The following is a 6,815-nucleotide window of genomic DNA, read 5'->3' as shown; positions in this document are numbered from 1 at the left end:
GGCGTAGACACTTCCGCCATCGCTGTTTCCGCGGATTATCCGACGGGCAGCGCCTTTGTCCGCTACCGCACGGACGGAAGCCGCGATTTCGTCTACAACATCGCCAAATCCGCCGCCGCTCGACTGGAATGGACCCCGCACGTCGAGGCGCTGATCGCACGTTGCGGGCATATCCACGTCATGGGAACGGTGTTCGCAAGCCCCGCAGCCTGGGCAATCACCGAACGCGCGATCCCGCTGATCAAGGCACGCGGCGGCACCATGTCGCTCGATCCGAACCTGCGCAAGGAATTGCTGGCGCACGGCCAGACCGAGGAGAAATTCGCGAGCCTGGTGGACAAAGCGGACCTGCTGCTGCCGTCGGGCAATGAATTGTTCCTGGCCGCCGGCATGGATGGCGAGGAACGCGCAATCGAGGCGCTGTTCAAACGAGGGGTCAAGGAGATCGCCGTGAAGCGTGGCGAACATGGCGCGTCAGCCCGTCAAAGCACGGGCGCCAGTGCCGATTGTCCCGGCCTCATCGTCGAGGAAACGGACCCCACCGGCGCCGGCGACTGTTTCGGCGGAGCCTATGTCGCATGCCGGCGGTTGGGGATGCCGCTGCGGACTTCGCTCGAATTCGCCAATGCGGCAGGGGCGCGCAACGTCACACGCCTCGGCCCCATGGAGGGAGCCGGCACGCGGGCCGAACTGGAAGATTTCATGGCAAGAACGGCGAGAAGAAGCTGATGCGTGTGGCGATCGAAGATGTGCCGGGCCTGCACAGGGAAGGAAAGAAAATCGGGGTAACCTCGGTGTGCTCGGCGCACCCCCTGGTGCTCAAAGCTGCACTGCGCCACGGCCGGGAAACCGGCACCACCGTCCTGATCGAAGCGACGTGCAACCAGGTCAATCATCTGGGCGGTTATACGGGCATGACGCCGTCCGATTTCGCGGCGATGGTGAAAGCGCTCGCGGCAGTCGAGCAGTGCCCGACAGAGCTGATCGTGCTTGGCGGGGATCATCTCGGTCCCAATCCCTGGAAAGACCGGCCCGCCGAGGAGGCGATGGCGCAGGCCGGGACAATGGTCGATGCTTATGTCCGCGCCGGCTTCCGCAAGATCCATCTCGATGCATCGATGGGCTGCGCGGGTGAACCGGCGACGCTAGACGACCATACGGTGGCCGAGCGCGCAGCCAGAATGGCGGGCGTCGCGGAACAGGCGGCCGCGCAGAGCGGCGGGGCAAGCCCGGTCTACATCATCGGGACGGAGGTGCCGCCTCCCGGTGGCGCCGATCACGCTTTGGATGCGATCACCCCGACCAGTCCGGAGGCGGCTCGCCAGACACATGCCATTCACGCCAAAGCATTCCAGGCCGCCGGGCTTGAAAGCGCGTTTTCCCGCGTCATCGGGCTTGTCGTGCAGCCGGGCGTGGAGTTCGGCAACCAGAATGTGATTTTTTACGATCGGACCAAGGCCAGCGATCTGGCGGCAACTCTGAACACATTGCCGTCGCTCATTTTCGAAGCGCATTCGACGGACTATCAGGGCGAGAGGCCGCTGCGTGAACTCGTCGAAGATGGCTTCGCCATCCTCAAGGTCGGCCCCGAGCTGACCTTCAAACTGCGCGAGGCGCTGTACGCGCTCGACCTGATCGCTTCCGATCTGGTGCCTTTCTATGGCCAGCGGCCGCTTTATCAGGCCATGGAAGAGCTGATGCAAGCCGCGCCCAAGAACTGGGCAAGCCACTATCATGGCAGCGATGCCGACAAGCGGACGCTGCGCCACTACTCCTATTCCGATCGCATCCGATATTATTGGGCGACCCCGCAAGCCCGTGCCGCCTGCGACCGGCTCTTCGACGCGTTGAAGGGCCGCAAGGTGCCGGTGACGCTGTTTCTCCAGCACCTGCCTTCGGCGCTCGCTTGGGCCGCCCGCGGCTGCGACGTCGAGGAGATCGCGATCGATCACGTCCAGCGAAGCATCGAGATCTACGCCCGGGCATGCGGCACCTGAGCCCTCGTCCGGTTCTTCAAGGCCAGAGCGGATGGGCTGGCGGGCGGCAGAAATACTTACAGCGATGGTCCCAATCGGATCGGGCTGCCGTCGCTGAAACGGGATTGACGGAACCTGTGGAGATTGTGCCCGGTCTCGTTGCCCTGGATCAAATCGGACAGGATGCGGCCCATTCCGGGTCCTATGCCGAAGCCGTGGCCGCTCATCCCGGTCGCGACAACGAGGCCTGGGAACGCAGCGGCGCGATCGACGATGGGCACGACATCAGGCATCGCATCGATCATGCCCGCCCAGCTCGCCTTGAGCGGTACGGTCGTGAACTGAGGGAAAAGCTCCCTGAACCCGCCGTCGATGGCGCGGAGCGCCGACGTCTCGGGAGCCGGATTGAGGACGCGCATCCGTTCGAAAGGGCTTTCTTCATCCGCGTTCCAGCTGCGCGGGGTCGACCAGCCGTCCGGGTAGCCTCGCGGCGCGGCCGGCAGGTAGCGTGTGCCGAACGGATTGGCCATCAGGGCGCTGACATATTTGCCTGCATGGCGAAATGCGTCCGGCCCTATGTAGAGTTGGCTGCTGCCTCCCGATGCGAGCGTGTACCCGCCATCCTGCCTGCGCCGGAAAGCGATGCGTTCGTCCGCGGCGGCACCGGCGTGGATTTCCGCCATCGGCGCTGTCGCAGCGACAGTCGCCCTGACGCTGAGCTGCGGAATCGAGATGCCGTGGGCGCGCAGGAACAGCGACGTCCACGCGCCGCTGGCGACGAGGACGCTCGAGGCCGCGATGAGCCCTTTCTCGGTCCAGACGCCACTGATGCGTCCCGCGGAGATGTCGAGCATACGTGCCGCGCAATTCTCGATGATCGTCGCGCCTTCGCGGGCCGCCAGGCGAGCAAGCGCGGGCACGGCGACCCAAGGTTCTGCCCGCATGTCCGATGGAGTGATCATTGCGCCTTTGAACAGTCGCGACATGGCCGGGATCAGGCTTGCCAGCTCACCCTGGTCGAGGAGACGCGTGTCGACGCCATGAGCCTGGGCGATCTTCAGGAATTTCGCGAAGCCGGCCATCTCCTTGTCTGTTCGCGCAAGATAGGTAACGCCCGTCTGCTTCAGTCCTATGTCCTCGCCACATTCCTGTGCCAGTTGCCGCCAGAGGCGCTGCGCTTCGATGACGATCGGCAGTTCGTCGGCATCGCGGCCCTGCTGCCGGATCCAGCCCCAGTTGCGCGAGGATTGCTCGGCGGCGATGCGTCCCTTTTCCAGCAGCGTCACCGAGACGTTCCGCCGCGCCAGGAACAGTGCCGTGGTCACGCCAATGACCCCGCCGCCGATGATCACGACGTCCGAGGTCCTCGGCAGGGGCTGCTGGAACTGGATCGGGGTGGCTTCAGTGAAGGGGAAGATTGTCAAAGAGCACTATCCTTTGGCATTCCGCAGCGGCGTCCGGTCTACACACTTGATATCAGGGCAGCGATATCTGGCCGCCGTGAGATGTCGATACCACGCGAGGAGATTGATCGTCAGCTGCTGCTTGCCGGGAACGACGAGGCCAGATCGCGGCGCCGGCAAATCCACGCTTCTGAAATCAATTTCCGGGCCATGGCGCCGACCGGGGGCACGCTTGCCTTCAACAGCGAGTCGATCGCCGGCCAGGCGCCGGAAAAGCTATGCCGGAAGGGCCTGGCACTGGTGTCGGAAGGCCGCAGTATCTTCCGGACACTGACGGTGCGGGAAAACCTGCTGCTCGGCGGCATGATCCGCAAGGACAAGGCCGAAGCGGCCGCCGATCTGGGAACGGGTTCTGGAAATCTTCCGATCCTCAGGACCCGCTACCGCGGCGTTGCCGGCCACCTTTCCGGCGGCGAGCAGCAGCAGCTTGCCATCGCCCGCGCCATCCTGCAGCGCCCGTCGCTGATGATGATCGATGAACCGTCGCTTGGCCTTGCGCCGCTGGTGATCGACCAGGTCTACGAAAGCCTCCGCCAGCTTAACGCCAGCGGGCTGACCCTGCTCGTCGTCGAACGGTCCACCGCTCGCATTCTCGACCTCGCTTCCCGCGTCTACGTGCCGCGCAACGGCCATAACGCGCTGGAGGGTTCGGCAAGCGAGCTTGCCGACGGGCATGCGCTGGAAAAGGCCTATTTCGACTATGGCGATCGTCAGACGGCGCACGCATAATCGGGCAGGCAAGGGCTACAACAATGATTTTCGACTACTGCGTCATCGGCGGCGGCATCGTCGGCCTGGCGACGGCCATGCGGCTGCTGGAAACATATCCCGGCTGCAGCCTGATCCTGTTGGAAAAAGAGGAGGCTCTCGGCAAGCACCAGACCGGCCACAACAGTGGTGTCATCCATGCCGGCATCTACTATCCGCCAGGCAGCCTGAAGGCCGAGCTCTGCCGCAAGGGCGCGGATGCCACCAAGGCCTTCTGCCAGGAGAACGGCATCCGCTTCGATGTCTGCGGCAAACTGCTCGTCGCCACCTCCGCACTCGAAGTGCAGCGCATGGAGGCGCTCCACGAACGCTCGAAGCAGAACACGATCGAAGTCCGGCGCGTCAGCGAGGGTGAATTGAAGGAGCGGGAACCGAACATCCGCGGTCTCGGCGCGCTTTTCGTGGCCTCGACCGGCATCGTCAGCTATGCCGATGTCTGCCAAGCCATGGGGCGGCGCATCAGGGCGCTTGGCGGCGAGATCCGCCTGTCGACGCGCGTCACCGGCATTCGCGAAGTCATCGATTCCGTCGATATCGCGTCGGCCGGCGAAAACTGGCAGGCGAAAAAACTGGTGGTCTGCGGCGGTCTCCAATCAGACCGGCTGGCCGTGCTCGCCGGGCTTTCGATCGAGCATCGCATCGTTCCCTTCCGCGGCGAATACTATCGCCTTCCCGCATCGAAGAACGACATTGTCCGCCATCTGATCTATCCCGTCCCGGATCCAGCCCTGCCCTTCCTTGGCGTGCACCTGACGCGGATGATCGACGGCAGCGTCACGGTCGGGCCGAATGCCGTTATCGGTTTTGCCCGCGAAGGCTATCCACGGCTTTCGTTCAATGTTTCGGACATGGCCGACTACGCGCTGTTTCCCGGCTTCTGGAAAACCGTGTTCGCCAACCGCGGATCTGCGGTAACGGAACTCCGCAACTCGCTCTGGAAGCCAGGCTATCTGAAGGAGTGCCGGAAATACTGTCCGAGCCTCAAGCTCGCCGACCTGCTCCCGCACGAAGCAGGCATCCGCGCGCAAGCCGTGCGCAAGGACGGTGCCCTCATCCATGATTTCCTGTTCGCACAAACGGACCGCATGCTGCACGTCTGCAACGCGCCTTCCCCCGCCGCCACCTCGGCGATCCCGATTGCAGAGATGATTCGAGATCGCCTCATACAGGGCTGCTGAAAATGAGGCGGTACGCACTGGAGCCCAACTGAACGCTGGAGTATCTGCCTTGGCCAAGAAGGGAATTAGGGCACCGGCCGCGGCCAACGCAGCTTTTGCGTCGGAACCAGATCGGCGCACCACCAGGCCAGCAATGCCGCTCCCGGCGAGAGGGTAGCAACTTGGCCTGCGGTTTCCGCAAGCAAAGGTTCCGTGTGGACGACGGCTTTTTTGGCTGCGCAAAGATCTCAGGCGAAACGACGGCTGACGTCATTGGCAGGGTTCGCTCCCGGCTGACCGCCATTTTGTCGACCGTCATAGCTGGACGGCCTCCCTATGGCACCAGAATGGTACACGTCCATAAGACGCACCGACACCCAAGCCAGCCTAGCTAACCAGAAGCCTTTAAGTCTTTGAAATTATGTCTCTATTTATGGTACCGTTGGCTGGGATCGAACCAGCGACCTCCGGATCCACAATCCGGCGCTCTAACCATCTGAGCTACAACGGCACGTTGCCTGAGCGGATCGAAACAGAAACTCATCCGCCGCTCTGTCGTTCGGCGATGCGTCCTTACGGGCTTATGGATTCTAATTCAAGGCTTTTGGAAAGCAAAGGTCACTTCCCCACATCGGCGCGGCATTCGCCCGGCAAGAAGGCGCAGGCAAGGACCAGGCGACGGACAAAGAAAAAGGCCGGCGGGAGGAGGTGCCGGCCTTTTTCTGTTACGAGCCAGCGGGAGGAGGTGCTGGCTGGTCACCCCGGGGAGCAGAGGGAGGAGGTTCCACTCACCGGGTATTCCTTGATGGCTGCCATCATACACCTGATCGTTTTTAAGAAAATGCGACCTTTTGTTGCATCTTCAGATCATGCGCAAATGTTAGGCAACCTTGATTTCCTTCATCGCCTTCTCGAAGGCGGTCTTGATCGGCTTGGAGACGTCCTCGGCGGCCTTGGAGGCAACGGCCTGGAAGTCCTTGGCCTGCTCGACGGTCGATTCGACGCGCTTGCGCAGGAAGGCGGTCTGCAGCTCGACGACTTCCGACAGCGACTTGGCGCCGATCAGGGCTTCGAGGTGGGAAAAACCGGCCTCGGCATTGGCACGCAAAGCGGAGATGGTCTTGAGCGACAGGTCGTTGGAAACGGTCTTGGCGGTCTCGTAGGTCGACTCCAGAGCCTTCTGGGTCTCCTCGGCGCCGGTCTTCAGCTTGGCATAAGCCTCTTTCGACTGCTCAACGCCCTTTTCGGCGAAAGCGCGAATCTGGTCAGTGGCCTTGGAAGCGTCGAAGCTCGGGAATTCAACGTTTTCGATCGTCTCGGCGGTCTTGGTCCTGGACATTTTCCATCCTTTTCAGCGGCAGCGGCTTTGACAGAAAGCCGTCTCGTTCATGTATGATGGCAATATAAAGGCAAATTTTGTGCATTGCAATATCTTTGTTGCAGTGCACCAT

6 protein-coding genes and 1 tRNA gene are annotated in these 6,815 nt (G+C 62.5%); 4 read left to right on the top strand and 3 right to left on the bottom strand.

The window, feature by feature from the left end; genetic code table 11:
* Window positions 1–729: sugar kinase (locus tag EN949_RS15055; protein WP_164782501.1), on the top strand; the 729-nt coding region annotated here is incomplete at its 5' end.
* On the top strand, window positions 729–1,997 hold the full coding sequence (locus tag EN949_RS15050; protein ID WP_032898842.1) for a D-tagatose-bisphosphate aldolase, class II, non-catalytic subunit: 1,269 nt from the start codon (window positions 729–731) through the stop codon (window positions 1,995–1,997). The genes EN949_RS15055 and EN949_RS15050, both read left to right, overlap by 1 nt.
* Window positions 1,998–2,053: 56 nt before the next feature.
* On the opposite strand, the gene EN949_RS15045 is transcribed toward EN949_RS15050, so the two are convergent.
* Window positions 2,054–3,400: an FAD-binding oxidoreductase gene (locus EN949_RS15045; RefSeq protein WP_063170079.1), complete on the bottom strand. Its 1,347-nt coding sequence runs from the start codon at window positions 3,398–3,400 to the stop codon at window positions 2,054–2,056.
* An 81-nt stretch (window positions 3,401–3,481) separates the two neighbouring features.
* Between EN949_RS15045 and EN949_RS15040 the strand changes: the two genes are divergently transcribed.
* Both EN949_RS15040 and lhgO read left to right on the top strand, forming a co-directional pair.
* The gene (locus tag EN949_RS15040) at window positions 3,482–4,168 is read left to right on the top strand and encodes an ATP-binding cassette domain-containing protein (protein WP_063170078.1); all 687 of its coding nucleotides are present in this window, start codon (window positions 3,482–3,484) and stop codon (window positions 4,166–4,168) included.
* A gap of 26 nt (window positions 4,169–4,194) precedes the next feature.
* Window positions 4,195–5,385, top strand: coding sequence for an L-2-hydroxyglutarate oxidase (gene lhgO, locus EN949_RS15035; RefSeq protein ID WP_199489664.1), 1,191 nt, complete (start codon window positions 4,195–4,197; stop codon window positions 5,383–5,385).
* 413 nt (window positions 5,386–5,798) lie between these two features.
* Here the strand turns inward: lhgO and EN949_RS15025 are convergent.
* Both EN949_RS15025 and EN949_RS15020 read right to left on the bottom strand, forming a co-directional pair.
* Window positions 5,799–5,875: transfer RNA gene (locus tag EN949_RS15025), tRNA-His, on the bottom strand.
* 369 nt (window positions 5,876–6,244) lie between these two features.
* Window positions 6,245–6,703 carry a phasin gene (locus EN949_RS15020; RefSeq protein ID WP_013530255.1) on the bottom strand — a complete coding sequence of 153 codons (459 nt, stop codon included), beginning with the start codon at window positions 6,701–6,703 and terminating at the stop codon, window positions 6,245–6,247.
* Between the last annotated feature and the right edge of the window lie 112 nt (window positions 6,704–6,815).

Source organism: Mesorhizobium sp. M7A.F.Ca.US.007.01.2.1, from assembly GCF_003998165.1.
Classification (GTDB): domain Bacteria; phylum Pseudomonadota; class Alphaproteobacteria; order Rhizobiales; family Rhizobiaceae; genus Mesorhizobium; species Mesorhizobium ciceri.
This window is presented reverse-complemented; position numbering and strand designations above follow the sequence as displayed.

What these genes read in the sequence shown, in the direction of transcription:
- EN949_RS15050 (WP_032898842.1), top strand. Translation starts at nt 729, where the DNA reads ATGCGTGTGGCGATCGAAGATGTGCCGGGCCTGCACAGGGAAGGAAAG.
- EN949_RS15040 (WP_063170078.1), top strand. Translation starts at nt 3,482, where the DNA reads ATGTCGATACCACGCGAGGAGATTGATCGTCAGCTGCTGCTTGCCGGG.
- EN949_RS15020 (WP_013530255.1), bottom strand. Translation starts at nt 6,703, where the DNA reads ATGTCCAGGACCAAGACCGCCGAGACGATCGAAAACGTTGAATTCCCG.